The organism is Streptomyces sp. NPDC017056, from assembly GCF_044332485.1.
Taxonomy (GTDB): domain Bacteria; phylum Actinomycetota; class Actinomycetes; order Streptomycetales; family Streptomycetaceae; genus Streptomyces.
Genome location: NZ_JBIRPD010000013.1, coordinates 133686 through 159611 on the forward strand (window position 1 = coordinate 133686; position 25926 = coordinate 159611).

General features: G+C 71.9%; 20 protein-coding genes. 10 read left to right on the top strand and 10 right to left on the bottom strand.

The window, feature by feature from the left end:
- Positions 1-11: 11 nt before the first annotated feature.
- Both ACH4OW_RS24380 and ACH4OW_RS24385 read left to right on the top strand, forming a co-directional pair.
- Entirely contained in the window at positions 12-1556 is a 1545-nt protein-coding gene (locus ACH4OW_RS24380) for a UvrD-helicase domain-containing protein (protein WP_398030012.1), read from the top strand.
- A gap of 151 nt (positions 1557-1707) precedes the next feature.
- Positions 1708-2073, top strand: coding sequence for a DUF6343 family protein (locus tag ACH4OW_RS24385; RefSeq protein WP_398030013.1), 366 nt, complete (start codon positions 1708-1710; stop codon positions 2071-2073).
- Positions 2074-2172: 99 nt separating this feature from the next.
- Here the strand turns inward: ACH4OW_RS24385 and ACH4OW_RS24390 are convergent, their stop codons facing one another.
- Positions 2173-3024, bottom strand: a complete 852-nt coding sequence (locus ACH4OW_RS24390; protein WP_398030014.1) for an alpha/beta fold hydrolase — start codon at positions 3022-3024, stop codon at positions 2173-2175.
- Positions 3025-3127: 103 nt separating this feature from the next.
- Between ACH4OW_RS24390 and ACH4OW_RS24395 the strand changes: the two genes are divergently transcribed.
- Complete coding sequence (locus ACH4OW_RS24395; protein WP_398030015.1) at positions 3128-3562, top strand: winged helix-turn-helix transcriptional regulator; 435 nt, start codon at positions 3128-3130, stop codon at positions 3560-3562.
- A 194-nt stretch (positions 3563-3756) separates the two neighbouring features.
- Here the strand turns inward: ACH4OW_RS24395 and ACH4OW_RS24400 are convergent, their stop codons facing one another.
- The 4 genes from ACH4OW_RS24400 to ACH4OW_RS24415 all read right to left on the bottom strand — a co-directional run bounded on the left by ACH4OW_RS24400 (position 3757) and on the right by ACH4OW_RS24415 (position 6804).
- On the bottom strand, positions 3757-4140 hold the full coding sequence (locus ACH4OW_RS24400; protein WP_398030016.1) for a tetratricopeptide repeat protein: 384 nt from the start codon (positions 4138-4140) through the stop codon (positions 3757-3759).
- 187 nt (positions 4141-4327) lie between these two features.
- A complete protein-coding gene (locus tag ACH4OW_RS24405) occupies positions 4328-4756 on the bottom strand; it encodes a cupin domain-containing protein (protein ID WP_398030017.1) in 429 nt (142 codons plus the stop codon).
- Between the two features lie 320 nt (positions 4757-5076).
- Positions 5077-5667 (bottom strand): dephospho-CoA kinase, encoded by a 591-nt coding sequence (gene coaE / locus ACH4OW_RS24410; protein WP_360126703.1) that lies wholly within the window; start codon positions 5665-5667, stop codon positions 5077-5079.
- Positions 5668-5856: 189 nt separating this feature from the next.
- A complete protein-coding gene (locus ACH4OW_RS24415) occupies positions 5857-6804 on the bottom strand; it encodes a PAC2 family protein (protein WP_360126706.1) in 948 nt (315 codons plus the stop codon).
- Between the two features lie 555 nt (positions 6805-7359).
- Between ACH4OW_RS24415 and ACH4OW_RS24420 the strand changes: the two genes are divergently transcribed.
- Entirely contained in the window at positions 7360-8343 is a 984-nt protein-coding gene (locus ACH4OW_RS24420; protein WP_398030018.1) for a right-handed parallel beta-helix repeat-containing protein, read from the top strand.
- 181 nt (positions 8344-8524) lie between these two features.
- On the opposite strand, the gene rpsA is transcribed toward ACH4OW_RS24420, so the two are convergent.
- On the bottom strand, positions 8525-10042 hold the full coding sequence (gene rpsA, locus ACH4OW_RS24425) for a 30S ribosomal protein S1 (RefSeq protein WP_030021005.1): 1518 nt from the start codon (positions 10040-10042) through the stop codon (positions 8525-8527).
- Between the two features lie 374 nt (positions 10043-10416).
- On the opposite strand from rpsA, the gene ACH4OW_RS24430 reads away from it, so the two are divergent.
- Entirely contained in the window at positions 10417-11253 is an 837-nt protein-coding gene (locus ACH4OW_RS24430) for a class I SAM-dependent methyltransferase (protein ID WP_398030019.1), read from the top strand.
- A 124-nt stretch (positions 11254-11377) separates the two neighbouring features.
- Positions 11378-13954: an ATP-dependent helicase HrpB gene (hrpB, locus tag ACH4OW_RS24435; protein ID WP_398030020.1), complete on the top strand. Its 2577-nt coding sequence runs from the start codon at positions 11378-11380 to the stop codon at positions 13952-13954.
- Here the strand turns inward: hrpB and ACH4OW_RS24440 are convergent.
- From ACH4OW_RS24440 to ACH4OW_RS24450, 3 genes are all read right to left on the bottom strand, one after another.
- Entirely contained in the window at positions 13941-14933 is a 993-nt protein-coding gene (locus ACH4OW_RS24440; protein ID WP_398030021.1) for a DUF3068 domain-containing protein, read from the bottom strand. The genes hrpB and ACH4OW_RS24440 overlap by 14 nt on opposite strands.
- Positions 14934-14949: 16 nt before the next feature.
- A complete protein-coding gene (locus tag ACH4OW_RS24445; RefSeq protein ID WP_360126721.1) occupies positions 14950-15084 on the bottom strand; it encodes an SPW_0924 family protein in 135 nt (44 codons plus the stop codon).
- 201 nt (positions 15085-15285) lie between these two features.
- Entirely contained in the window at positions 15286-17073 is a 1788-nt protein-coding gene (locus ACH4OW_RS24450; protein ID WP_398030022.1) for a lytic transglycosylase, read from the bottom strand.
- Between the two features lie 154 nt (positions 17074-17227).
- On the opposite strand from ACH4OW_RS24450, the gene ACH4OW_RS24455 reads away from it, so the two are divergent.
- A complete protein-coding gene (locus ACH4OW_RS24455) occupies positions 17228-18097 on the top strand; it encodes a DUF4184 family protein (protein WP_398030023.1) in 870 nt (289 codons plus the stop codon).
- 80 nt (positions 18098-18177) lie between these two features.
- Here the strand turns inward: ACH4OW_RS24455 and polA are convergent, their stop codons facing one another.
- The gene (gene polA, locus ACH4OW_RS24460; protein ID WP_360126730.1) at positions 18178-20916 is read right to left on the bottom strand and encodes a DNA polymerase I; all 2739 of its coding nucleotides are present in this window, start codon (positions 20914-20916) and stop codon (positions 18178-18180) included.
- A 163-nt stretch (positions 20917-21079) separates the two neighbouring features.
- Here polA and ACH4OW_RS24465 point away from each other — a divergent pair, with 163 nt between their 5' ends.
- The 3 genes from ACH4OW_RS24465 (at position 21080) to ACH4OW_RS24475 (ending at position 25741) form a co-directional block, all read left to right on the top strand.
- Positions 21080-23368: an FdhF/YdeP family oxidoreductase gene (locus tag ACH4OW_RS24465; protein ID WP_360126733.1), complete on the top strand. Its 2289-nt coding sequence runs from the start codon at positions 21080-21082 to the stop codon at positions 23366-23368.
- A 162-nt stretch (positions 23369-23530) separates the two neighbouring features.
- Positions 23531-24004, top strand: coding sequence for a PaaI family thioesterase (locus tag ACH4OW_RS24470; RefSeq protein ID WP_398030024.1), 474 nt, complete (start codon positions 23531-23533; stop codon positions 24002-24004).
- 501 nt (positions 24005-24505) lie between these two features.
- A complete protein-coding gene (locus ACH4OW_RS24475) occupies positions 24506-25741 on the top strand; it encodes a branched-chain amino acid ABC transporter substrate-binding protein (RefSeq protein WP_360126813.1) in 1236 nt (411 codons plus the stop codon).
- Positions 25742-25926: the final 185 nt, after the last annotated feature.

Genomic DNA, 25926 nt, shown 5'->3' on the forward strand with positions numbered 1-25926 from the left:
GAGGAGCAGTCATGAACCGTCCGACAGCCGAGCAGACCGCCGCCACCGACGCCTTCCGCGCAGGCGACCACCTCGTGATCCAGGCCGGAGCCGGCACGGGCAAGACCACCACACTCACCATGCTCGCCCACCACGCGTCCCCGCGCGGGCGCCCGGGCCGGCAAGGCCGCTACATCGCGTTCAACCGGGCGATCGCTCGCGACGCCGCTCAGCGGTTCCCCGGCCATGTCACGTGCAGTACCGCCCACGCGCTCGCTTACGCGTCCGTCGGCAAGGACTACCAGTCCCGGCTGAACGCGCCGCGGCAGGCCGGCTGGCGGGTCGGGGCCGCTCTCGGCATCGACGCGGACGTGACCGTACGCATCGGTGCCCGCCGGGTCGGCAGCCGGGCCCTGTCGTACTCGGCTCTGCGCACCGTGACCCGGTTCTGCCAGTCCGCCGATCCGGAGCTCGCGGCTCAGCACGTGCCACAGCTGCGCGGGGCCGAGTCGGACGTGGCGCACGCTCAACTGGCGGAGATCGTCCTGCCATTCGCCCGCAAGGCGTGGGCGGACCTCCAGCACCCCGAGCAGGGCGCCGTGCGATTCGAGCACGATCACTATCTGAAGATGTGGGCGCTGAGCGAGCCGAGAATCCCGGCGGACTTCCTTCTCTTGGACGAGGCCCAGGACACCAATCCCGTGGTCGAGCAGGTCTTCGCCGCGCAGCGCGAACGGGCGCAGCTGGTGCTGGTCGGGGATTCGGCGCAGGCCATCTACGGCTGGCGCGGAGCACGCGACGTCATGAGCACCTTCGACGGCAGACGCCTGATCCTCTCCCGGTCCTTCCGCTTCGGGCCGGCGCTGGCAGAAGAGGCGAACCGCTGGCTGGCCATCGTCGACGCCCCGATCAGACTCGACGGCTCGCCGTCGTTGACCACGGAGCTGGGAAAGGTACTCCAGCCGGACGCGGTGCTGTGCCGGACCAACGTCGGCGCGATGGTCGAGGTCATACGGCAGCTTGAGCGAGGCCGCCGGGTCGCGCTGGCGGGCGGCGGCGGGCCGCTGACCGCGCTGGCCCGGTCCGCGCACGACCTCAGATCAGGCCGTCGCCCCTCGCATCCCGAGCTGATGCTCTTCGAGTCCTGGCAGGAGTTGCGGGAGTACGCGGAATGCGACCCGTCCGGACGCGATCTGCAGCCGCTGGTCGAGTTGGTCACCGAGCACGGTACGGAGTCGTTGCTGCGGGCGCTGGACCGGTTGTCGGCAGAGGAGGCGGCCGAAGTCACCATTTCGACGGCGCACCGGGCCAAAGGCCGGGAGTGGCCGACGGTCCGGATCGCGGACGACTTCACGGGCCCCGACGATCTCGACGAACGCGGCGCGGACGGCGAACCGCTCCCCGGCCCCGTCAACGTGGCGGAAGCGCGCCTGGCATATGTCGCCGTGACCCGGGCCCGGATACGGCTCGACATCGGCGGCCTGTCCTGGATCAACAGCCACCCGGCCGGCGACCCCCGCCCGGGCCGGCCTCGCGATGCACCGCGCCGCGACGAAGTCGAGACAGGTGGCGGATGACTTGGCAGACGACTGGGCGGCCCGGAACCACATGACGCGTCCACGGATCGGGAGGACTCTGGGAGAGGGAGAACGCCATGGATATCGACGCAGAGGCACGAGGCAAACGGACCTCGCCGCAGCGCGCAAGCAGAGCGGGTGGTGAGTGGTGATGCGCACCGGTAACGAACCTCTCCAGGCTCGCAGCCCGCTGAAGATGCGCCGTGGGTTCGCGCTGTGGGGGCTGCTGTGGGCCGCGGCGGGGACGGTCGCCTTCGCACTGGTCGGCAGGCCCGGGTGGGCGGCGGCGTGTGCCGTAGTGACGGCAGTTGCCGCGACGGATCTCGCGGTGGTGATACGGCACATCCACCAGGGCGCGCACTACCAGCCGGGCAAGGACATACCCCCGTACGAGCCCGACCACGGCTCAGGCGCGGGGCCGCCGTCCCGCAGCCCACCCGACCTGGGCTGGCACGGCCACACGCCGGGCAGCCACGACGCGGACGACCGGAACCGGGGAAAGGAGGATCGAGGCTGAGGCGCACCGTGGCCTGTTCGGCAAGGCTTCGGCAGGACTTCGGCAGGGCTTCGCCAGTGCCTCCTAGGGCGGGTACGAGTCAGGCCCCGGCCCTCCAGGTCACGCTGCTTTTGCGTCCTCACCGGCCAGGAAGGGATACAGCAGCGTGAGCAGGGCGTGCGGGCGGTGCAGCGGGATGATGTGGCCGCAGTCTTCGATCACGTGTCCGGTGAGGTCGTCGGTGACCGGGCGGAGTTGGCGTTCCAGCGCCGCACCGACGGGCCGGGCGCCCAACGCCATCGTCGGCACCGTCAGGCGGGCAGCGGCGACCGCCTGCTCGATCTGCGCCGCGCTCGTGGGCAGCGCCCGATAGTACGAGAAGGCGCGGCTCAACGCCTGGCGGCCGGTGTAAGCCCGGACGAAGGCGTCCCGGAGGGCGGGGCGCACCCCGTCGCCGAGCGTGCCGGCCCGCAGAAACCAGTCGACGTAGGCGGCCTCGTGGCCCTCCAACACGGTCTCGGCAAGGCCGGGCGCGGCAGCATGGAAGCCGAACCACCACGGCGGCCCGTCGGCGAGGAAGTCCTCGGCACCGGGCAGCCTGCCCAGAAGGGACTCCATGACGACCAGGCGCCGGACGAGGCCGGGGCGGCGCAGGGCGAGGAGGAAGGCCGGCGCGGTACCCGCGTCGATGCCCACCACCGCGGCCGACGACACGCCGAGCGCGGTGAGGAGCGCCGCGGCGTCCTCGGCCAGGGTGCCCGCGTCGTACCCGGAGGCGGCTGGGCTGCTCGCACCGAAGCCGCGCAGGTCCGGCGCGATCACGCGGTAGCGGCCGGACAGGTCGGCCATGACGTCCGTCCACACCTCCCAGGTGTGCGGGAAACCGTGCAGCAGCAGTACGGCCGGGCCCGATCCGGCGAGGGCGACGTTCAGTTCGACACCGTTGACGGGGACGCGCCGCAACTCGGGCATGGAGAGGCTCCAGGTGTGTGGTGAGGAATAGTTACCAGGTCACGTTAAGGAACTACCCTGGAGCGTCCAAGACGGCACTTTCCCTTCAGGTGGTGAGCCCTGAGTGACCACATCGAGGCCCGGCGAACCCGGCCTGCGGCCCAGCGAACCCGGCCGGCGACCCGGTGAGCGGGGTGATCTGCTGGATCCGCGCTGCCCGACCCGCCAGTTGCTCGACCGTATCGGCACCAAGTGGACGTCGATGGTGGTCAAAGTGCTGGCCGAGGAGGCTCCGGACGAGCTCCGCTTCGCGGAACTGCGGCGCCGCATCCCTGGTATCTCGCAGAAGATGCTGTCCGTCACCCTGCAGAGCCTGGTCCGCGACGGCCTGGTCGCGCGCCGGGTGGAACCCACCGTGCCGCCCGCCGTCCACTACCGGCTCACCGAACTCGGCCTGTCCCTCGAAAGACCGCTTGCCGCCCTGCGGGTCTGGGCCGAAACACACATGCCGGAGATCGACCGCAGCAACCAGCTCGCCGACGGGGCGCCTCCCGACTAAGGCGTGGACCGGATGTGCTGGTCACAGCCACTCGTTGACGGCCGCTACGAGAACCGTCGCCTCGTAGCGGACCGCCGATTCGTCATACCGCGCCGCTACGACGCCACCAAGCCGCCCCCTCCGCCCCGATCTCCGCCTCAACCGCCCCCTTTGCCCGACGCCAAACTCCCCCGCGCCGAACTCCCCTCGCCCCGTTATGCCTCCTCGGCACCCGTCGGGGGTTCAAAGCGGGCGGCTTCGATGTATTCCGGGCGCGGGTCCAGGGCGGCGGCGAGGCGGAAGTGGCGTAGGGCCTCGTCGGAGCGGCCCGCGCGTTGGAGGGTGCGGGCCAGGGCGAAGTGGGCGAAGGCGTTGTCCGGCTCGCGCTCCAGGATGATCTGGAATTCCAGTTCGGCGGGGCGGAGTTGGGCGGCGAGGAAGAAAGCGCGGGCGCGCAGCAGGCGGGCCGCGGTGTTCTCGGGGTGGGCTGCGATGACAGGGTCCAGGAGTTGCACGGCGCCGCGGGGGTCGCGGGCCGCCAGCAGGTGTTCTGCGGCCCGGAAGTCGATGACGTTCGTCTCGGGGCTGCGTTCGGCCACGGCCGTCTCCTCCTCGCGTACCTCAGGCCGCATGTCGCTCGCCGCCCCGATGCGGGGGACAAGCAAGCATGCGCCGCCCGCTCTGCGGGCGTTACGTGCGGCACAACAAGCCCGCCACCCGTCGCATTCCCCGCTCGGATCGGCCCCCACACCCGCGCGGCGCCCGCACTCTCCGCCCGCGGCGCGTTCACATGCTGATGTGGTACGCCTTGCGCAGCGTCTCGTGCACCGTCCAGCGCGTACGGTCGCCTTCGCGCAGTACGCAGGCGTCGCCCGGGCCCACCTCAAGGGCAGGGCCGTTCTCGATCTCGATCGTGGCTCGGCCGCTGACGACGACGAACAGTTCGTTCGCCTCGGTGTCCGTCACCACACCTGGGGTGATCTGCCAGATGCCGCGTATCTGCTTGCCGTCCGGGGACTCCCACAGCACCTTGCCGGTGACCACCGGTTCGCCGGAAATGATCTGTGCGGGGTCCAGCGGCTCCGGTTCCAGTTCCGCGTCGGGTACGCCGGGGATGTTGACGACGAAGGAGCCGACGGAGGAGCCGATGGTGGAAGCGACGGAGGAAGCGACGGAAGGGGGGGCCGGGGTGGGGGCAAGATCAGGTCGGTTCATGGCCGGAGGATAGCCGTAGGGGCCGGGCCCCGCCCCGGGCCCGGTTCCATGACCACGGGCCACGGGCCATGGGCTCCGGCTTCGGGCCACGGGCCACGGGCTTCGGGCCTCGGGCCTCGGGCCTCGGGCCTCGGGCCGGATCAAACACCACGTACGTCTCGTACAGCGTGTGCGCCCCATGCGCCGTATGTGACCCGTGCACCGCTGGCGCCGCTGTGCGACTCGTGCACCGTCTGCGCCCCCGTGCACCGCACGCGTCCCCTGCGCCCCAGGCACCCCTGGCGCCGCCCCGCAGCTCCCCAGCTCCCCAGCTCCCCAGCTCAAACCCCCCGCAGCCGCCCCCACACCTCGCGTACCTGGGGTTCCAGGGCCTCCAGTGGGCCGTCGTTGTCGATGACCAGGTCTGCGATCGCGAGGCGCTGCTCGCGGGTTGCCTGTGCTTCCATGCGGGCCTTTGCCTCGCTCTCGGTCATTCCGCGCAGGCGTACCAGCCGGTCGAGCTGGGTGCGGGGCGTGGCGTCGACGACGATGACCAGGTCGTACAGGGGCGCGAGGCCGTTCTCGGTCAGGAGCGGTACGTCGTGCACCACCACGGCGTCCGGCCCCGCCGCGGCCTCCAGCTCGGCCGACCGGGCGCCCACCAGCGGGTGCACGATCGCGTTCAGGGCCTTGAGCTTGTCCGGGTCGCCGAAGACGACGGCGCCCAGCTTGGGGCGGTCCAAGGTGCCGTCCGCCGACAGCACCTCGGCGCCGAACTCCTCGACGACGGCCGCGAGTCCCGGGGTGCCCGGCTCGACGACCTCGCGTGCGATCTTGTCGGCGTCGACGATCACCGCGCCGTACGACGCGAGCAGCCGCGACACCTCGCTCTTGCCCGCGCCGATCCCGCCCGTAAGTCCCACCTTCACCATGGGGCCCACGCTATCGGGCACGCGGCGCGGCCCGCTGCCCGGCCCGGCCGCTCAGCCACCGCACCGGGCCCCCGCCCGCGAGCCCCGGCAACCGGGCGGAAGGCCGCAGGCCCCAGCAGCCAGCCGGAAGGCCGCAGGTTCCAGCTGCCGGACGGAATGCCGCAGGCCCCGGCAGCCGGGCGGAAGGTCTCAGGCCCCGCCGCCCTCGCCCTCGCGTTCTGCCAGGAAGCGTTCCAGTTCCCTGCCGATCTCGTCGGCGGACGGCAGCTCCACCGGCTCGGCCACCAGGTTGCCCCGGCTTTCCGCGCCCGCCACCGCGTCGTACTGGTGCTCAAGGCCGCTCACCAGGGCGACCAGTTCCTCGTCGCCCTCGGAGATCTGCCGTTCGATCTCCTCCTGGGTGCGCAGCGCCTCCGTGCGCAGCGAGTGCGCCGCGGTCGGCAGCACCAGTCCGGTGGCGGCCGTCACCGCCTCCAGCGCCGTCAGCGCCGCGTCCGGGTACGGGGACCGGGCGACGTAGTGCGGTACGTGCGCGGCCACGCCGAGTACGTCGTGCCCGGCCTCCGAGAGCCGGAACTCGATCAGCGACTCGGCGCTCCCCGGCACCTGCGCCTCGTCGAAGAAGCTGCTGTGGCCGGGCATGAGGTCGGTGCGGTTGCCGTGCGGCGTGATGCCCACGGGGCGGGTGTGGGGGACGCCCATCGGGATGCCGTGGAAGTTCACCGCCAGCCGTACGCCGAGCCGCTCCACCATCTGCCGTACGGCGGCGGCGAAGCGCTCCCACTCCACGTCCGGCTCGGGGCCGGACAGCAGCAGGAACGGCGCGCCGGTGGCGTCCTCGACGAGCCGCAGCTCGATGCTCGGCGTCTCGTACGCGCTCCAGCGGTGGCGCTCGAAGGTGAGCAGCGGCCTGCGGGCGCGGTAGTCGACGAGCCGGTCGTGGTCGAAGCGGGCGACGACCCGGTGCGTGAGGCTGCTCAGCAGCCGGTCCACGATCTGGTCGCCGGTCTCGCCGGCGTCGATGTAGCCGTCGAAGTGGTACAGCAGCACCAACCCCGCGGAGTCCCGAGCGGTGATCGCCTCCACCGCCGCGAGCCCGCTCGGCTCCCATTCGTACAAACCCTGGGGATCCAACACAGTGTCCGCTCCTCCTCGATGTCCGTCCCCCAGAACGTCAGAGGCTCCCCAGGCATTCCCGCCCCTGGCCGCTGCCCCTATCGCCCGCCCACCGCCCCGGTGCGGTCAGCCGTATCCGGCCTCGTCCGCCTCATACGCCACCGCGGGGCCTGCGGGCCTCGCAAGGCCCGCAGGCCCCGCGAGGCCCGGCTCCCGCCGCCTGCGATCACCGCTTTCTCAGCGGCCTTCCCGGCGACCGGAACCCTGCCGGCTGGCATCCCGGCCACCGGCACCCCGAGTTCGGGCACCCTGGCTCCCGGCATCCCAGCCGTTGGTATCCGGCCTGTTGGAATCCGACATGGTTACACCCCCGTGTACCCCCGTATATGAACCCTGTCATCCGATAAGACGCAAATCTCCGCACCGGGGATGCCCGAGAAGCGCCTCACTTCACCACCTTCCGCCTCCAACGCCCCAACCGTCGCCGCAGGTTGACCGCGCATCGATAAGTGCTACCTTCACCACGGTTCCCTGTTCATGTTGACGATCGTCGTTCACGTACAGGAAGGCACACGGATGCGCATCCGACCTCTACTGCCGGTTTCCGCCGCCGCGTTGCTGGGCGTCGGCGCCCTGTTCGCGAGCACCGCCACGGCACACGGCAGCAGCCCCGCCGCCACCGCCCGCACCGTCGATGTCACCACGGCAGCGCAGCTCAAGAGCGCGCTGGCGGCGGCCAGACCCGGCGATACGATCCGGCTCGCCGACGGTACGTACCGGGGCAACTTCAAGGCCGCCGGCGCGGCAAGCGCCTCCTCACGGATCACCCTCACGGGTTCCGCCAAGGCCGTTCTCACCGCGAGCGGCGGCTACGGGCTGCACCTGGACGGCGCCTCGTACTGGACGGTTCGGGGCATCACCGTCACCGGCGGCCAGAAGGGGATCGTGACGGACCGCGCGAACGGCGTCGTCCTCGACTCCGTGACCGTGCACGGCCTGGACATGGAGGGGGTGCACTTCCGCACGTCCAGCAAGGACGGCGTCATCAGGAACTCGAAGATCTACGACACCGGGAACGACGGCGGCGGCATGGGCGAGGGCGTGTACGTCGGCAGCGCCGGCGGCACCGGCGACAAGAGCGACAACGTACAGATTCTGAACAACTCGATCGGGCCCGGCGTCGGCGGCGAGAACATCGACATCAAGGAGGGCACGACCGGCGCGAAGATCATCGGCAACACGCTGGACGGCAGTGGGCTGACCGGCGCCCATTACGACGACTCGTGGGCCGACATCAAGGGCAACAACGTGCTGGTCGAGAACAACACCGGCAAGCACACCCGCAACAACGGCTACGAGACGCACAGCCAGCAGCCGGGGTGGGGCTGCGGGACGGTCTTCCGCGGTAACCGGTCCGATCTGAGCGGGGCGACGGGTCCTGACCGCTACGGCTTCAACATCACCAACTACCGGGCATCGGACTGCCCGGTGACGATATCCAGGGACAACACGGTCACGGGCGGACGCGGTACCGCCAACCCGGGCGTACCGGTCGGCTGACGACCCGCCGAGCCGGCCGACCGGCAGGCATAACGACCGGCATAACGGCAGGCACCACCCACGACGGGCACCACGGCAGGCAGCGCAACACGCACAACAACACGCCCCCGGCAAGACGAAGGCCCGCTCCCCCGAAAGGGAGCGGGCCTCGTTCTACCGGCTAGTGCCTAGCGGTGAGCGTTCAGCTCTGGCCGCCGGCCAGCTTCTCGCGGAGCGCGGCCAGGGCCTCGTCCGACGCCAGGGCGCCGGAGTTGTCCGCCGACTCCGAGGAGTACGAGCCACCGGAGACGTTGCCGCCGCCGGCGTTGCCCGAGCCGCCCGCGGCCGGAGCCGCAGCGCCCTCGGCCGCAGCCTGCTCGTCGGCCTCGCGCGACTTGATGACCTGGGCCTGGTGCTGCTCGAAGCGCTGCTGCGCCTCGGCGTACTGGGTCTCCCACGCCTCGCGCTGGGCCTCGTAGCCCTCCAGCCAGTCGTTGGTCTCCGGGTCGAAGCCCTCGGGGTAGATGTAGTTGCCCTGGTCGTCGTAGGACGCGGCCATGCCGTACAGGGTCGGGTCGAACTCGACGGCCGTCGGGTCGGCGCCGAAGGACTCGTTGGCCTGCTTGAGCGACAGCGAGATCCGGCGACGCTCCAGGTCGATGTCGATGACCTTGACGAAGATCTCGTCGTTGACCTGGACGACCTGCTCCGGGATCTCCACGTGGCGCTCGGCCAGCTCGGAGATGTGGACCAGGCCCTCGATGCCCTCGTCGACGCGCACGAACGCACCGAACGGAACGAGCTTGGTGACCTTACCCGGGACGACCTGACCGATCTGGTGGGTCCGGGCGAACTGCTGCCACGGGTCTTCCTGGGTCGCCTTGAGCGACAGGGACACGCGCTCGCGGTCCATGTCGACGTCCAGGACCTCGACCGTGACCTCCTGGCCGACCTCGACGACCTCGGAGGGGTGGTCGATGTGCTTCCAGGACAGCTCGGAGACGTGCACCAGGCCGTCCACGCCACCCAGGTCCACGAAGGCACCGAAGTTGACGATGGAGGAGACGACGCCGGAGCGCACCTGGCCCTTCTGGAGGGTGGTGAGGAAGGTCTGGCGGACCTCGCTCTGGGTCTGCTCCAGCCAGGCACGGCGGGACAGGACCACGTTGTTGCGGTTCTTGTCCAGCTCGATGATCTTGGCCTCGAGCTCCTTGCCCACGTAGGGCTGGAGGTCGCGCACGCGGCGCATCTCGACCAGGGAGGCCGGCAGGAAGCCACGGAGGCCGATGTCGAGGATGAGACCACCCTTGACGACCTCGATGACGGTACCGGTGACGATCCCGTCCTCTTCCTTGATCTTCTCGATGGTGCCCCAGGCACGCTCGTACTGGGCGCGCTTCTTCGAGAGGATCAGGCGGCCTTCCTTGTCCTCCTTCTGGAGAACAAGGGCTTCGATCTCGTCACCGACGGCGACGACCTCGTTGGGGTCGACGTCGTGCTTGATCGAGAGCTCGCGGCTCGGGATAACGCCTTCGGTCTTGTAACCGATGTCGAGCAGGACCTCGTCCCGGTCGACCTTCACGATGACGCCGTCGACGATGTCGCCGTCGTTGAAGTACTTGATCGTCTCGTCGATCGCGGCGAGGAAGGCTTCCTCGTTACCGATGTCGTTGACCGCAACCTGCGGGGTGGTGGCGGTGGTCTCGGTGCTGCTCGTCATGTGGGAAAGGGCTCCGGTACGGACATTGAAGTCGTAGGTACTGCTACGCCGGGAGCCTGTATCGCTTCTGCATAAGACCGGACAGCGTCAAGGACGCGTGAGCAAGAACTCCGAAAACCAACCGAAGCACCGGCAGCGTCCCGAAAACCGAGGGGACATACATACAGATGCGAGCGCGACCTGCTCCGTCTGAGGTGCGCAGGCCCGCAGCGCAACTTGTAGCATACGGGGGCAGCCGGACACGGTCAATGCGCGAAGGCGCACACCCGGGGCGGAACGCCCCATAACCGGCACACGCCATGTTCCGCGAGGCCAACACGGCATCGTGGATCCCGGCAGCCACAAGCTCAGCGAAGAGTACGACGACGGGCGCGATGATCCAAGAGTACGAGCCGGAGGCGACACGACGTGCCGCCTCGGACACGGAGAGCAGCCGGGCCAGCCGCGGCTGGTGGGACCGGAACGCGGACGAGTACCAGAACGAGCACGGCGCGTTCCTGGGGGACGACCGTTTCGTATGGGGTCCCGAAGGGCTGGACGAGGCCGAAGCCGGGCTGCTCGGGCCCGCGGCGGAGCTGAAGGGGCGGCGGGTCCTGGAGATCGGGGCCGGCGCGGCCCAGTGTTCGCGCTGGCTGGCGGCACAGGGTGCCCTGCCGGTGGCGCTCGACCTCTCGCACCGGCAGCTCCAGCACGCGCTGCGCATCGACGCGGGGGCCGGCGAGGCGGAGCCGGGCGCGCCCGCGCCGGTCGCGCTCGTCGAGGCGGACGCCGGTGTGCTGCCCTTCCGGGACGACTCCTTCGACCTCGCCTGTTCCGCGTACGGGGCGATCCCCTTCGTCGCGGACCCGGTGCGCGTGCTGCGGGAGGTGCGGCGGGTGCTGCGCCCCGGCGGGCGCTTCGTCTTCTCGGTGACGCACCCCGTCCGCTGGGCCTTTCCCGACGAGCCGGGCCCCGAGGGCCTGAGCGTCGCCGCGTCGTACTTCGACCGCACGCCGTACGTCGAGCAGGACGAGGCGGGCCGGGCGGTGTACGTCGAGCACCACCGGACGCTGGGCGACCGGGTGCGGGACGTGGCCGCCGCGGGCTTCCGGCTGGCGGACCTGGTCGAGCCGGAGTGGCCGGCGTGGAACACCCAGGAGTGGGGCGGCTGGTCGCCCCTGCGCGGCAATCTGATCCCCGGCACAGCGATCTTCGTCTGCCTCGCGAACTGACCGGCACAGCGATCTTCGTCTGCCTCGCGGACTGACGAGGAGGGGGACGGTTCGGGTACGGCCGCCCCCGTACCGCCCCCGTACCCGTACCGTCCCCTCCCCGCCCGTCCGGGAGACTGTTGGCGTGATCCGCCACGACGCTCTCGGCCAGTTGCCCGTACGGACCGCCCTGCCCGCGCTGGAGGAAGCGCTGGACCGGCGGGGCGCGGCGGTGCTCTGCGCGCCCCCTGGGACCGGCAAGACGACGCTGGTGCCGCTGGCCCTGGCGGGGCTGACCGGGCAGCCGCTGCCCTCCCCCCGCCGCGTGCTCGTCGCGGAGCCGCGCCGGATCGCCGCCCGTGCCGCGGCCCGGCGCATGGCGTGGCTGCTCGGCGAGCAGGTGGGCGACCGGGTCGGCTTCACCGTGCGGGGCGAGCGCAGGGCCGGTCCTCGTACGGTCGTGGAGGTCGTCACGACCGGTGTGCTGCTGCAACGGTTGCAGCGTGACCCCGAGCTGTCGGGTGTCGATGCCGTGATGCTGGACGAGTGCCACGAACGGCACCTGGACGCCGACACCGCCGCCGCCTTCCTTCTGGACGTACGCGCGACCCTGCGCCCGGAGCTGCGGCTGATCGCGGCGTCGGCGACGACGGACGCGGCGGGCTGGGCCCGGCTGCTGGGCGGTGCGGACGGCACGGACGGCGATGCGGCTCCGGTGGTGGAGGCCGCGGGTGTGTCGCATCCGGTGGAGGTCGTGTGGGCGCCGCCGGAGCGGCCGGTACGGCCTGCGCACGGTATGCGGGTCGATCCGGTGCTGCTCGGGCACGTGGCGGCGACGGTGCGGCGGGCGCTGCGGGAGCGGCCGGGGGACGTGCTCTGCTTCCTGCCCGGTGTCGGCGAGATCGCGCGGGTGGCGGGACAGCTGGGGGATCTGGCTGCCGCCGACGGGGGCGCCGAGGTTTTGCAGGTGCACGGGCGGGCGCCGGCGGCTGTGCAGGACGCGGTGCTGTCGGGGGGTGCGGGGCGGCGGCGGGTGGTCCTGACGACCTCGGTGGCCGAGTCGAGCCTGACGGTGCCGGGCGTGCGGGTGGTCGTGGACTGCGGGCTGGCGCGTGAGCCCCGTACCGATCATGCGCGGGGGCTGAGCGCGCTGACGACCGTACGGGCTTCGCAGGCGTCGGCCCGGCAGCGCGCGGGGCGGGCCGGGCGCGAGGCGCCGGGCACGGTCTACCGCTGCTGGTCGGAGGGCGAGGACGTGCGGCTGCCGCGTTTTCCGTCGCCGGAGATCAAGGTCGCGGATCTCACCGCGTTCGCGTTGCAGGCCGCGTGCTGGGGCGATCCGGACGCGGCGGGTCTGGCGCTGCTCGACGCGCCGCCCGCCGGTGCGATGGCCGCGGCGCGCGAGGTGCTGGTGACGATCGGCGCGGTACGCGCGGACGGCCGGGTCACGGACCGTGGCGTACGGATGTCGCGGCTCGGCCTCCACCCGCGTTTGGCGCGCGCGCTGCTGGACGGCGCGCGGCGGGTAGGTGAGCGTCGTGCCGCCGAGGTGGTCGCGCTGCTAAGCGAGGAGCCGCCGCGGGAGTACGGGGACGATCTGGCCGGGGCGTGGCGTACGGCGCGGCAAGGGCAGGACGCGTACGGCGCGCGCTGGCGCCAGGAGGCCCGCAGGCTCGCCTCCGCGGTGGCGGGGGCCGGGGACCGCACGGAAGCGGAGCCCCGCTCCGGCGGGCCCTGCGGTGACGACGCGGCCGCCGGGCTGGTGGCCGCGCTGGCGTTCCCGGAGCGGGTGGCGCGGGCCCGGGGCGCGGGCGCGTTCCTGATGGCGTCGGGTACCGGGGCCGAGCTGGGGGACGGTTCGCGGCTGCGCAGCGCGCCGTGGCTGGCGGTGGCGGTCGCCGACCGGCCCGTCGCGGCGGCGTCGGCGCGTGTGCGGCTGGCGGCCGTGATCGACGAGGACACCGCGCGTACGGCGGCCGCGGCCCTGTACTCCTCGGGCGAGGAGGTGCGCTGGGCCGACGGGGACGTGGTGGCCCGCGCCGTAGAACGGCTGGGCGCCGTCGAACTGGTCGCCCGCGCGCTGCGCTCCCCCGACCCCGGCCTGGTCCGGGAGGCGTTGGCGGACGGGTTGCGCCGGGAGGGCCTCGGGCTGCTGCGCTGGACCGAAGGGGCACGGGCGCTGCGGCAGCGGATGGCGTTTTTGCACCGGGTGTTGGGCGGTGACTGGCCGGACGTGTCGGACGCGGCGCTGCTGGCGCGGCTGGACACGTGGCTGGGTGTGGAGCTGGGCCGGGCGCGGCGGCGCGCCGATCTGGAGCGGGTGGACGCGGGGCAGGCGCTGGGCCGGCTGCTGCCGTGGTCGAGCGGGGAGGCGGTCCGGTTCGACGAGCTGGCGCCGGAGCGCATCGAGGTGCCGAGCGGGTCGCGGGTCCGGGTCGACTACGGGGGCGAGCAGCCCGTGCTGGCCGTCAAGCTCCAGGAACTGTTCGGCTGGCAGGAGTCTCCCCGGGTGGCGGGCGGCCGGGTGCCCGTACTGGTGCATCTGCTGTCCCCTGCCGGGCGTCCCGCTGCGGTCACGGCCGATCTGGCGTCCTTCTGGAAGGACGGCTACCGGTCGGTACGTGCCGAGTTGCGCGGCCGCTATCCGAAGCACCCCTGGCCGGAGGACCCGTCCGGCGCGCAGCCGACGCGGCACACCACGGCACGGCTCAAGCGGAGCTGACGCGCTCCGGGCGGTCCGGCTCGGTGCGGCCTCGCGCCGGGCGGCGGCCGCGTGCCTCCAGGACCAGGCTCAGGGTGAGGAGCGCGGCCCCCAGCGCGAGGAAGCCCCAGGGGAGGTGGCTGGTGAGGAGCAGGACGAGGCGACGCTGCGAGGTCACGAGGCCGACGGTGGCGTCCACGTAGTCGGGCCGCATCTTGACGTGCCCCGAGAAGGCGGTGACCTTGCCGCCGCCGGGGACGAGGCTGCCGCCGCGCAGTTCCTCGCGGTGGATCTCCTCGCCGTTGACGGGCGCGCCGGTGACCGGTTCCACCCAGAACATCCGCTTGGTGCTGTACCAGCGGCTGGTGCCCGCCTTCTCGACGGTCTGCGGGGTGATGCCCTCGACCGGCATCTTCTTGGGGAGCGCGACCTTGGTCCAGGGGATGGTCTGCTCGAAGTAGTAGACCTCCAGGCCGCGGAAGGTGCGGGTGCCCTTGTAGTGGATGGGGGCGGCGGTACGGGTCTGCGCGTCGAAGTAGTCGTAGTCGCGCTTCTCCGTCAGGAAGGGCCACTTGTATTCGATGCCGGTGCGCCGTACGGGGTCGCCGTCGACCATTTCGCCGGTGGCGTGCACGGGTTCCTGGGTGTGGGCGTCGAAGATGTAGCGCTCGGGGATCTGGGAGACCATTTTGCCGTCGGGCCCGGCGACGTGGGTCAGCGCGTCCCAGACGACGACGTCGCGGCCGGCGCTCTGCTCGATGCGTGCGGATTCCTCGGCGTTGCCCTTGAGCGTCTGCACGATGGAGACCTTGGGGACCTTCCGGGCGCGCATCGTGCCGTAGTCGAGGAGGATGGCGGGCTTCGCCTCCAGAACCATGTCCTGGTACTGGTTCGGCGGGATCTTGGCGAGCCTCGGGAAGGCGTACCAGCGCAGGAGCGGGGACAGCGCGGCGAAGAAGACGGCGAAGGCGAGCAGGACCAGGCTGGCTTTGCGTCGCATGCGGCGGCGCCCTCCCTCAGGGGTGTGCGGGGACCGTGGTGCGCAGCGGTTCGGGGGAGGTCTCGCCGCCGGGCGCGCCGGCCGCCGTCATGGCGAGGACGAGGGCGAAGGCCGCGGCCAGTCCGATGGCGGCGGCTGCCAGTGCGCGCATGCTCGGCCTCCCGAGGGGTTCCGGTACGGACCGGCCGGTGGGCTCCGGTGAGCTGACAGGGCGTCAGGGGCGGAGGGGCACCGTAGCAACGGGCGGCGCAGATGAGAACAGGTCGCGCCGAGGGCGCACCGGGCCGCGGGAAACGGCACCGCCGTCCGGCTCCGGCGGGAGCGGGACGGCGGTGGTCGCGGTGCGCGGGCCTTACGGCGTGACGGTCAGCTTCACGGTCAGTACGGCGCCGTCGGCGGTGGTGAGGCGGAGCAGGTACGTGCCGGCGTGCGCGTCGGTGCGGATCTCCGGCAGCTTGAGCAGGCCGTCGGCGCCGGTCTTGAGCGTCAGGGTGCGGACCTGCTCGTCCTTGTCCTCGCCCGTGCCCTGGAAGTACGGGCCCTTGTCGTTCTCCGCGGGCCGCTTCGGGTCGTCGGTGACCATCGTCGCGGTCACCGCCACTCCCGCGGCGGCCTTCCCCTGGTAGGTGGCCTTGACCTCGACGGAGCCTGCGGCGAAGGAGGCACCGGCCTTGGCCGTCAGCTCGGCGTCGGAGGTGCGGGCCAGCGCGTCGGCCTTGGGGGCGGGCGCCGGCTTGGCCTTGACGGTCGCGGCGACGTCGGTGGCGGGCAGGTTGCGGCCCAGCGCGGTCGCCCGGACGGTGAAGGTGCCCGCGCGGTCGCCCGCGCCGAGCTTCGGCGCGGTGGCGGTGCCGTCGGCGCCGGTGGTGACCGTGACGTGGTCGGCCTTGCCGGGGAAGCGCGCGCCGGTGGCGCCGACGACCCGGAACTCGACGGGGACGCCCGCGACCGGCTTGCCCTGGGCGTCCTTCGCCCGTACGCCCACCGGCTCGGCGAAGTCCTCGCCCGCGGTGGCCGAGATGTCCTTGGCGCCGGTCCGCTCCAGCGCCGTGGCTTCGGCGGGCTTGGTCGGCGGCTTGGTGGGGGGCTGCGTGGGCGGCTTGGGCGTGGGCGTGCCGGGGTCGGTCGTCGGCGGCTGCGGCTTGGGCTTCGGCGACGGCGTACTGCCGCCGTTGCCGCTGCCGCCGGGCTTGCCGGTGCCGGGGTGGCCGGGCTTGGTGCCCTGGCCGCCGGTGCCGGGCCGGTTGCCGGGCACGGTGGTGCCACCCGGGGTGGGCCCCGCGCCCGTGGAGCCGCTGCCGGCTCCGCCGCGGCCCACCGGCAGCAGGCCCTTGCCGTCGGGGACCTCGTGGGTGCCCTTGCGGTAGAACGAGAGCCAGGACATGACCAGGTTCAGGTAGTCCCGGGACGGGTTGTAGCCGAGGACGGCCTTGTCCAGGTCGCTCTGGATGGACAGGTCGCGGTGGTTGGCGCAGAGGTAGCGGCCGGCGCCGAGGGCGGCGTCGTAGATGTTGTTGGGGTCTTTCTTGCCGTCGCCGTTGCCGTCGGCGCCCCAACCGGTTCCGCCGGGGCCGCCCTTGGACCAGGTGGAGGGGATGAACTGCATCGGGCCCACCGCGCGGTCGTGCGTGGTGTCGCCGTCGAAGACGCCCTTGTCGGTGTCGGTGATCTGCGCGAAGCCCTTGCCGTTGAGCTGCGGGCCGGTGATCCGCTGGAGGGTGGTGCCCTCGGCGTCCACGGCTCCGCCGCGCGCGTGCCCGGATTCCACCTTGCCGATGGCGGCGAGCAGTTGCCAGGGCAGCCGGCAGCCGGGGTCGGTCTGGGCGACGTTGGCCTCGGCCTTCTTGTACGCGTCCAGGACGGTGGCGGGAATGCCGGCCTCGGCGGGGCCGGTGGCGATGGGCCCCGAGCCCTGCGTGCCGCCGGGCGGCACGGGGCTGTGCAGGGGCGGCAGGTCGGTGTAGTAGGGCGAGCCGCCGTCGATGGGGGTCTCGCCCCCGGGGGACGGCTCCTTGGCGCTGTTCGCCCTGCTCTCGGCGGCCCCGGGGGCCTGGGAGGCGGTCAGGGCGGCGAGCGCGAGTGCCGCGACCGCCGTCGATGCCGCTCCCTTGCGGAGCCGCCGCCCGAATGTGGCTGCCATCTGTGCCCGTCCCCTCGTGTTGATCCACCGCGCGCACGGCGCCGTTCAGCGCCCCCCGGCGCTCCCAACTCACGTGACACTACGACAACTTCCGGCGGGCATCTACTGCTCCCAACGCCAGACATACTGATCCTAAACGATCAGGGAGAGGGTCATGCCGTTCACACTCAGCCATGCCGCCGCGGTGCTGCCGGTCCTGCGCCGGACCGGCACAGCGCGCGGACCGCTGATCGCGTCGGCCCTCGTGGCCGGCTCCTTCGCGCCGGACGTCACCTACTTCGCGGACACCGTCGTGCCCGGCGCCATGCTCTTCGGCGACTTCACGCACGGCGTCCCCGGCGTCCTGACCGCGGACGCGCTGATCACCGCCCTGCTGGTCGCCGCCTGGCTGCTGCTGCGCGAGCCCCTGGTGGCGCTGCTGCCCGCGGCCTGGCGCGGCAAGGTGTACGCGGTAGTACGCGGCCGCCCCTGGCAGGCGGCGGGCGCGCCGCCCCTGCCCGTCACGCTCGCGTGGTTCTACGTCTCCGCGGTGCTGGGCTCCCTGACCCACATCGTCTGGGACGCCTTCACGCACCAGGGCCGCTGGGGCACGCGGCTGCTGCCCGTCCTCAACGAGACCGTCGCGGGCTTCCCCCTCTGCACCTACGTCCAGTACGGCACGTCGGCGCTGGCCCTGGGCGTCCTCGGCTGGTTCCTGTGGACCGCGGTGCGGCGGATACCGGAGGCCGCCGAACCGGCCGGGCTGCCGGTGCCGACCGGCGGGCCGCGGCGGCTGGCGGTGGCGCTGCTCGCGCTGTGCCTGCTCGCCGGAGCCGTGCACCGTACGCTGCGGGCCCGCGCCGTCTACGGGGACTTGGCGGTGACGTGGTTCGACTACGTGCCGACCGTGCTCTTCGGCGCGGGCGCCGGCCTGGCGCTCGGACTGCCGCTGTACGCGGTGGCGGTACGGCTCCTGCACCGCCGCGCCCGCACGCCGCGGACCGGGCGCGCCGACGCGTACGACCGCCCCGGCACCCGGCCGTAGACGGTCGTACGCGTTCGCATGCGGTCCTGTGCGGTCGTGACGCGGTCGCGGACGGCCCCGCGCGGCCGTCCGCAGCCGGGTCAGTGCGCCGCCGACTCCCAGTCGCCGCCGGAGCCGACCGACACGTCCAGCGGCGCGCGCAGCTCGACGGCGCCCGCCATCTCGCGCCGCACCAGCTCCTCGACCTTCTTGCGCTCGCCTGGCGCCACCTCCACCACGATTTCGTCGTGCACCTGGAGCAGCATCCGGGAGGTGAGGCCGGCCGCCCGCAGCGCCTCGTCGACCCGCAGCATCGCCAGCTTGACGATGTCGGCCGCGGTGCCCTGGATGGGGGCGTTCAGCGCCATCCGCTCGGCCATCTCGCGGCGCTGGCGGTTGTCGCTGTTCAGGTCGGGGAGGTAGCGGCGGCGGCCCATGATCGTCTCGGTGTAGCCGGTGGCGCGGGCCTTGTCGACGACGTCCTGGAGGTAGTCGCGCACCCCGCCGAACCGCTCGAAGAAGTTGTCCATCAGGCGGCGGGCCTCGTCGGGCTGGATGCCGAGCTGCTGGGACAGGCCGAACGCCGAGAGGCCGTACGCCAGGCCGTAGGACATCGCCTTGATCTTGCGGCGCATCTCCGGGTCGACCTCGGACTTGGCGACCGAGAACACCTGGGAGGCGACGGTCGTGTGCAGGTCCTCGCCGGAGGTGAACGCCTCGATCAGGCCCTCGTCCTCGGAGAGGTGGGCCATCACGCGCAGCTCGATCTGGCTGTAGTCGGCGGTCAGCAGGGACTCGTACCCCTCGCCGACCACGAAGCCGCGGCGGATCGCGCGGCCCTCGTCCGTGCGGACCGGAATGTTCTGCAAATTCGGCTCGGTGGAGGAGAGCCGGCCGGTGGCGGCCACCGTCTGGTTGAAGGTGGTGTGGATGCGGCCGTCCGCGGCGATCGTCTTGATCAGCCCCTCGACCGTCGTGCGCAGCTTGGCCTGCTCACGGTGGCGCAGCATGATCACCGGGAGCTCGTTCTCGGTCTGGGCCGCGAGCCAGGCCAGGGCGTCCGCGTCGGTCGTGTAACCGGTCTTGGTCTTCTTGGTCTTGGGCAGGCCCAGCTCGCCGAAGAGAACTTCCTGGAGTTGCTTGGGCGAGCCGAGGTTGAACTCGTGCCCCGCCGCCGCGTGCGCCTCCTGGACGGCCTGCTGGACGGCGGCGGCGAACTGCTGCTCGATGCGCTCCAGCCAGCCCCGGTCGGCGGCGATGCCCGCGCGCTCCATCCGGGCCAGCAGCACGCTCGTGGGCAGCTCCAGGTCGCGCAGCAGCTCGGCCGCGCCGACCTCGTCCAGCTTGGTGGTCATGGCGGCGCCGAGGTCCAGGACCGTACGGGCCTGGCTCATCAGGGCGTCCGCCTGGGCGCGGTCGTCGGCGCCGAAGGCGAGCTGGCCGTCGCCCTCCGCGGCGGGGGCCAGGTCGCGGCCCAGGTACTCGACGGACAGGGCGTCCAGCGCGAAGGAGCGGCGCCCCGGCTTGACCAGGTAGGCGGCGAGCGCGGTGTCCATGGTGACGCCGTCGATGCTCCAGCCGTGCTCGGCGAAGACCCGCAGCAGGCCCTTGACGTTGTGCATCACCTTGTGACTCGCCGGGTCGGCGCTCCAGGCGGCGAAGGCCCGCTCGTCGGCCTCGTCCAGCTCGGTGGGGTCGAACCAGACGGCCGGGCCCTCGGCGGTGGCGAGCGCGACCTCGGCGACGCTGCCGCTGCCGACCGTCCAGGTGTCCACGGTGGAGACGCCCAGCAGCTTCCCGCCGTGCTCGGCCAGCCAGGGGGCCAGCTCGCCGGCGGCGGCGACCGTGCCGTCGATCTCGACGTCGGCGGGCGCGGGCGCCGCTTCCCCGGCCTCCTCGGCACCCGGGTCGGCGGCCAGCAGGCGGTCCCGCAGGCCCTGGTTGCGGATCTCCAGGCCCTCCAGGAAGACGGTGAGTGCCGAACGGTCGTAGGCGTCGCGCACCAGCTCGGCGGGGCCGCAGGGCAGCTCCACGTCGCGCACCATCTCGGTCAGGACGCGGTTGAGCTTGACCGCGTCCAGGTGGTCGCGGAAATTCTGCCCGGCCTTGCCCTTGACCTCCTCGGCGCGCTCGACCAGCTCGGCGAACGAACCGAACTGGTTGATCCACTTCGCGGCGGTCTTCTCGCCGACGCCGGGGATGCCGGGCAGGTTGTCGGACGGGTCGCCGCGCAGCGCCGCGAAGTCCGGGTACTGGGCCGGGGTCAGGCCGTACTTCTCCTGGACCTTCTCCGGTGTGTAGCGGGTCAGCTCGGAGACGCCCTTGGTGGGGTACAGGACCGTGACGTCGTCGCTGACCAGCTGGAAGGAGTCCCGGTCGCCGGTGACGATGGAGACCTCGAAGCCCTGGGCGGTGGCCTGGGTGGCGAGCGTGGCGATGACGTCGTCGGCCTCGAAGCCCTCGACGGCGAAGCGCTTGACGCGCATCGCGTCCAGCATCTCGCCGATCAGCTCGACCTGGCCCTTGAACTCGTCGGGGGTCTTGGAGCGGTTCGCCTTGTAGTCGGGGAACTCCTCGGAGCGCCAGGTCTTGCGCGAGACGTCGAAGGCCACCGCGAAATGCGTGGGCGCCTCGTCGCGCAGAGTGTTCGCGAGCATCGACGCGAAGCCGTAGATCGCGTTGGTCGGTTGCCCGGTGGCGGTGGTGAAGTTCTCCACGGGCAGGGCGAAGAACGCCCGGTACGCCATGGAATGCCCGTCCATCAGGAGCAGCCGGGGACGGCCGCCCTCCACCGCTTCGGTGCCGGTCGCTTCGCTCTTCTTCGCTGCCTTTGCTGCCACACCCCGATCCTGCCACGCCCCACTGACAATCCCCGCCGCGACGACCGCGGCGGCGTCGCCGTCAGCCGTCCGTGACAAAATTCTGTACACGGCACCGATCGCGGCCCGGCGGGGTCGGCGGCACCGCACCCCTCCGCACCGCACCGGCTCAAGGGAGAGCGCCATGGCAGGCAAGCCGCCCGCTTCGGATCCCGTCCAGGACTCGCCCGAGGTCACGCCCCCCGAGCACTACGCCGTGGGCCTGCCGGCCATCACCCACGCGCTGCGGGTGTCCCAGAAGCAGATGGGCGTGCGCCGCACCGCCCTGACCCTGCTGCGCGTCAACCAGAAGGACGGCTTCGACTGCCCCGGCTGCGCCTGGCCCGAGCCCGAGCACCGGCACGCGGCCGAGTTCTGCGAGAACGGCGCCAAGGCCGTGGCCGAGGAGGCGACGCTGCGCCGCGTCACTCCCGACTTCTTCGCCGCCCACCCGGTCGCCGACCTCGCGGAACGCAGTGGCTACTGGCTCGGCCAGCAGGGGCGGCTGACCCGGCCGATGTACCTCGACGAGGGCGCCGAGAGGTACGTACCCGTGTCGTGGGAGCGGGCCTTCGACATCATCGGCGAAGAGCTGGCCGCGCTCGGCTCCCCCGACGAGGCCGTCTTCTACACCTCCGGCCGTACGAGCAACGAGGCCGCCTTCCTCTACCAGCTCTTCGCGCGCGAATTCGGCACGAACAACCTGCCCGACTGCTCCAACATGTGCCACGAGTCCTCCGGCTCCGCGCTCACGGAGACCATCGGTATCGGCAAGGGCAGCGTCCTGCTGGAGGACCTGTACAAGGCCGATCTGATCATCGTCGCCGGGCAGAACCCCGGCACCAACCACCCGCGGATGCTCTCCGCCCTGGAGCAGGCCAAGGCCGGCGGCGCGAAGATCATCTCGATCAACCCGCTGCCCGAAGCGGGCCTGGAGCGCTTCAAGAACCCGCAGACCCCGCGCGGCCTCGCCGGCCGCGGCACCGCCCTGACCGACCTCTTCCTCCAGGTGCGCATCGGCGGCGACCAGGCCCTCTTCCGTACGCTCAACCGCCTCGTCCTGGAGACCGAGGGCGCCGTCGACAGCGAGTTCATCGCCGAGCACACACATGGCTTCGAGGAGTTCGCCGCGGCGGCGCGCGCGGACACCGACTGGGAAGAGACGCTCGCCGCCACCGGCCTGACCCGCCAGGAGATCGAGCGCGCGCTGGAAATGGTCCTCCAGTCGCGCCGCACGATCGTCTGCTGGGCGATGGGCCTCACCCAGCACAAGCACTCCGTCCCCACCATCCAGGAAGTCGTCAACTTCCTCCTGCTGCGCGGCAACATCGGCCGCCCCGGCGCCGGCGTCTGCCCCGTACGCGGCCACAGCAACGTGCAAGGCGACCGCACGATGGGCATCTTCGAGCGGCCGGCGCCCGCCTTCCTGGACGCCCTGGAGAAGGAGTTCGGCTTCGCACCGCCGCGCGAACACGGCCTGGACGTCGTACGGGCCATCCGCGCCCTCCGCGACGGCGAGGCGAAGGTGTTCTTCGCGATGGGCGGCAACTTCGTCTCCGCCACCCCCGACACCGACGTCACCGAGGCCGCCGTGCGCCGCGCCCGGCTGACCGTCCACGTCTCCACCAAGCTCAACCGCTCGCACGTGGTCACCGGAGCCCGCGCCCTGATCCTGCCCACCCTGGGCCGCACGGAGCGCGACGTACAGGCGGGCGGCGAGCAGTTCGTGACCGTCGAGGACTCGATGGGCATGGTGCACGCCTCCCGCGGCAGGCTGGAGCCCGCGAGCCCCCACCTGCTCTCCGAACCCGCCATCGTCGCCCGCCTCGCCCGCCGCGTCCTGGGAACGGACAGCCGTACGCCCTGGGAGGAGTTCGAGAAGGACTACGGCGCCATCCGCGACCGGATCGCCCGCGTCGTCCCGGGCTTCGAGGACTTCAACGCCAAGGTGGCGCGCCCCGGCGGCTTCGCCCTGCCGCACGCCCCGCGCGACAAGCGCAGCTTCCCCACGGCCACCGGCAAGGCCAACTTCACGGCCGCGCCCGTCGAGTACCCGAAGCTCCCCGAGGGCCGGCTGCTCCTCCAGACGCTGCGCTCGCACGACCAGTACAACACCACGATCTACGGCCTCGACGACCGCTACCGGGGCATCAAGAACGGCCGCCGCGTCGTCCTGGTCAACCCCGAGGACGCCCGTGCGCTGGGTGTCGCCGACGGCTCGTACACCGACCTGGTCAGCGAGTGGACCGACGGCACGGAGCGGCGGGCGCCCGGCTTCCGCGTCGTCCACTACCCGACCGCGCGCGGCTGCGCGGCGGCGTACTACCCGGAGACCAACGTCCTGGTGCCGCTCGACCACACCGCCGACACCAGCAACACCCCCGCCTCCAAGTCGCTGGTCGTCCGCCTGGAGCCGACGGCTCCGCAGAGCTAGCACGAGAGCGCGCACGGCCGTACGGGCCGGGGCCCCGGCCCCGGCCCGTACGCCTGATCGGTAGCCTGATAAGAACGTGCACGACTCAACGACCGGCGCCGGACCGGCTCAGCGCCGGTACGCCGCACCGCCACCACGGGCACACGAACGGAGCCGCAGGACATGGGCGAGCAGAGCGCGACCAGGTTTCCGCAGGAGATCATCGACCAGTGGGCCGGGCTCGGCCTCGATCTCGCCGCGCTGTTCTCCGCGGGTCATCTCGGTACGCGCATGAGCGTCCAGGTCCTGGAGGCCGCCCCCGAGCGCGTCGTCGGCACCATGCCCGTCGAGGGCAACACCCAGCCGTACGGACTGCTGCACGGCGGCGCCTCCGCGGTGCTCGCCGAGACCCTCGGCTCGGTCGGCGCGATGCTGCACGGCGGCCCCACCAAGCTGGCGGTCGGCGTGGACCTGAACTGCACCCACCACCGCGGGGCCCGCTCGGGCCTGGTCACCGGCGTCGCCACCCCCGTGCACCGCGGCCGCTCCTCGGCCACGTACGAGGTCGCCATCACCGACGAGGGCGGCAAGCGGGTCTGTAGCGCCCGGCTGACCTGCATGCTGCGTGACGTGGAGGCGTCGGCGTACCGCGGCTGAGCCCAGCGCGCCCAGAGGGCGGCACGGCGGCCCCGTTCCCTGGTCAGGGAGCGGGGCCGCCGTCGTTCCGCGTGACGCCGCCGTACGCCACGGGCCCCATAACGCTCCGTAGCCCGCACGGGCGGCACCTCCACCGCAGGCCCGCCGCCACTCCACCGGTTCCGCACCCGTCACGCGCGTCACATCCGATATCCGGACGCCGGAGCCAAGATCGCCGCCAAATCCCCTGCGGGAAGTGCGAGTTCTGGCTCCGCCCGGCGTTCGCGCCCGATGTAAGGACCATGAGGGCAAAATGCTCATCGACGGTCATAACAAGAGCGTCACATCCTGGTCAGCGCCGCTGTCAGGTCACCCGGCACCGCTCTAGAGTCACCGCCAGTCACCGCGCCGCCGGGCGCGCCAGCACGGATCCTGTACCACTCGTACAGCCCGGCGCGCGAAACGGTCGTGCGACGCGCACCGACCGCGCCAGGGAAAGGACTGATCGTGCGTCACCGTTCCTTGCTCATCATCACCACCGCGGTCACCGCAGGCTCCCTCACCCTCTCCGCGTGCGGCTCCCGCGGCGACGGCGACAAGAAGGGCGGCGAGGGCTCCAAGACGACCGTCACCATCGGGCTCGACGCCCCCGTCACCGGCGAGCTGTCCGCCCTGGGCCTGGGCATCCGCAACTCCGCCCAGCTCGCCGTCGACAACGCCAACAAGGCCGGCGAGGTCAAGGGCGTCGAATTCAAGCTCCAGGCGCTCGACGACAAGGCACAGGCCAACGTCGGCCAGCAGAACGCCACCAAACTCGCCGGCGACAAGGACGTCATGGGCATCGTCGGCCCGCTGAACTCCAGCGTCGCCCAGTCCATGCAGCAGGTCGCCGAGCAGAACGGCGTGGCCCTCATATCCCCGGCCAACACCACCCCCGACCTCACCCAGGGCAAGGACTGGAAGCAGAACAAGCGCGTACGGCAGTTCTCCACCTACTTCCGCACCGCCACCACCGACGAGGTGCAGGGCGCCTTCGACGGCCAGTTCGCCTGGGAGAAGGCCAAGTTCAAGAACGCCTACGTCATCGACGACCAGAAGACCTACGGCGCCGGCCTCGCCGCCTCCTTCAAGACCCAGTTCACCAAGCTGGGCGGCAAGGTCGTCGGCTCCGAGCACGTCAACCCCGAGGACCGCGACTTCAAGGCCGTCGTCGCCAAGGTCAAGGCCGTCAAGCCCGACGTGGTCTTCTACGGCGGCGAGTACCCCGCGTCCGGGCCGCTGAGCCAGCAGCTCAAGGACGGCGGCGTCACCGTCCCCCTGATGGGCGGCGACGGCATGTACAGCGCCGACTACATCAAGCTCAACAAAAAGGCGCAGGGCGACTACGCCTCCTCCGTCGGCAAGCCCGTCGAACAGCTGGAATCCGCCAAGAAGTTCATCGCCGACTACAAGGCCGCCGGCTACAAGGACCGCTACGAGGCGTACGGCGGCTCCTCGTACGACGCCACCTGGGCCCTGATCCAGGCCGTCAAGAAGGTCGTCGGCGACAACGGCGGCAAGCTGCCGGGGGACGCGCGCAAGAAGGTCGTCGACGCCATGAACAAGGTCTCCTTCGACGGCGTCACCGGCCATGTCTCCTTCGACAAGTACGGCGACACCACCAACACCATGATCACCGCCTACCAGGTCGACCAGGGCAAGTGGGTCGCCCGCTTCAGCGCGGAGTTCAAGAAGTTCGACAAGGCCGGCAAGAGCTGAGCCCCACGGGCTGACCACGTCCCGCCGAGACCGGCGGGCCCGGACCGCATACAGCCCCGGGCCCGCCGGACCCCGCCGCACCACCACACCGGCCAGTGCCCCCCGGGCCGCGCCAGGACGCCACGAACGCCCCGGCGCGCCGACCGCGGCACGCGGGCTGCCGCCACCGCCCGTACCGTCTTCCC

Coding starts and splice junctions, on each gene's coding strand:
- ACH4OW_RS24455 (WP_398030023.1), top strand. CDS start 17,228: ATGCCGTTCACACTCAGCCATGCCGCCGCGGTGCTGCCGGTCCTGCGC.
- ACH4OW_RS24380 (WP_398030012.1), top strand. CDS start 12: ATGAACCGTCCGACAGCCGAGCAGACCGCCGCCACCGACGCCTTCCGC.
- ACH4OW_RS24390 (WP_398030014.1), bottom strand. CDS start 3,024: ATGCCCGAGTTGCGGCGCGTCCCCGTCAACGGTGTCGAACTGAACGTC.
- ACH4OW_RS24445 (WP_360126721.1), bottom strand. CDS start 15,084: ATGCGCGCACTGGCAGCCGCCGCCATCGGACTGGCCGCGGCCTTCGCC.
- coaE (WP_360126703.1), bottom strand. CDS start 5,667: ATGGTGAAGGTGGGACTTACGGGCGGGATCGGCGCGGGCAAGAGCGAG.
- ACH4OW_RS24465 (WP_360126733.1), top strand. CDS start 21,080: ATGGCAGGCAAGCCGCCCGCTTCGGATCCCGTCCAGGACTCGCCCGAG.
- ACH4OW_RS24420 (WP_398030018.1), top strand. CDS start 7,360: ATGCGCATCCGACCTCTACTGCCGGTTTCCGCCGCCGCGTTGCTGGGC.
- ACH4OW_RS24385 (WP_398030013.1), top strand. CDS start 1,708: ATGCGCACCGGTAACGAACCTCTCCAGGCTCGCAGCCCGCTGAAGATG.
- rpsA (WP_030021005.1), bottom strand. CDS start 10,042: ATGACGAGCAGCACCGAGACCACCGCCACCACCCCGCAGGTTGCGGTC.
- ACH4OW_RS24470 (WP_398030024.1), top strand. CDS start 23,531: ATGGGCGAGCAGAGCGCGACCAGGTTTCCGCAGGAGATCATCGACCAG.
- ACH4OW_RS24440 (WP_398030021.1), bottom strand. CDS start 14,933: ATGCGACGCAAAGCCAGCCTGGTCCTGCTCGCCTTCGCCGTCTTCTTC.
- ACH4OW_RS24430 (WP_398030019.1), top strand. CDS start 10,417: ATGATCCAAGAGTACGAGCCGGAGGCGACACGACGTGCCGCCTCGGAC.
- ACH4OW_RS24405 (WP_398030017.1), bottom strand. CDS start 4,756: ATGAACCGACCTGATCTTGCCCCCACCCCGGCCCCCCCTTCCGTCGCT.
- ACH4OW_RS24450 (WP_398030022.1), bottom strand. CDS start 17,073: ATGGCAGCCACATTCGGGCGGCGGCTCCGCAAGGGAGCGGCATCGACG.